The following is a 280-nucleotide window of genomic DNA, read 5'->3' on the forward strand; positions in this document are numbered from 1 at the left end:
CGCGGCCGTCCCCCTGGACCAGGTGCAGGGCACCTTGCGGCAGGTGCTGATCGTCGAGGCGGCGGCGACCGGTGGTGTGCTGGCGCTCCTCGCTGGCGCGGGCCTTTGGGTCCTGCGCCGCGGTCTGCGCCCGCTGGAGGCGATGGCCCGGGACGCGGACGCCATCGCCTCCGGCGACCGCGCGGGCCACGTCGCCCCCGCCGACGACGACACGGAGGTCGGGCGCCTCGGTCTGGCGCTGAACACGATGCTGGGCGCCGAGCGGCACACCCAGGAGCGG

The 280-nt window shown here is 77.1% G+C and carries 1 protein-coding gene; it reads left to right on the forward strand.

Annotated elements, in window-relative coordinates; all coding sequences use genetic code 11:
• A partial coding sequence (locus G3I40_RS42190) for a HAMP domain-containing protein (RefSeq protein WP_164560078.1) occupies positions 1-280 on the forward strand: 280 nt, incomplete at both ends.

The organism is Streptomyces sp. SID14478, assembly GCF_010548525.1.
Classification (GTDB): Bacteria; Actinomycetota; Actinomycetes; order Streptomycetales; family Streptomycetaceae; genus Streptomyces.